This window comes from Bowmanella dokdonensis (assembly GCF_017254865.1).
In the GTDB taxonomy this organism is placed as follows: domain Bacteria; phylum Pseudomonadota; class Gammaproteobacteria; order Enterobacterales; family Alteromonadaceae; genus Bowmanella; species Bowmanella dokdonensis.
In genome coordinates this window covers 1-322 of sequence record NZ_JAFKCV010000251.1, presented here as the reverse complement: position 1 = coordinate 322, position 322 = coordinate 1, and the positions used below count along the sequence as shown (strand labels likewise).

At 33.2% G+C, this 322-nt stretch carries 1 protein-coding gene; it reads left to right on the top strand.

Translation table 11 applies throughout. The features are described from left to right. The coding region (locus J0A66_RS22445; protein ID WP_277603623.1) for an ATP-grasp fold amidoligase family protein at positions 1–322 on the top strand (322 nt) is incomplete at both ends.

The window sequence follows — 322 nt, the reverse complement described above, 5'->3', positions numbered from 1 at the left end:
AGCATTCTGAAAAAAAAATAAAAAAACTAATTCGTCAGTGGCTGAATGTGGATTTTTATTTGATTACTAGAGAGAGACAATATAAGAATATAGAGAGAAAGGTTATAGCTGAAGAGTTTCTTGATTCTGGAGGTGGCTCTCAACTGGTTGACTATAAAGTATATTGCTTTAACGGAAAACCTCATATGATTCAAGTTATAAGCGAGCGTTCTGGTTTTAATCAAGAGCATACTTATTATGATTGTGATTGGAAGAAACTATCTGTTTATCGTAAAGAATATAGTGAAGGTAAGGCAGAGGAAAAGCCTGATAATCTGTCTGA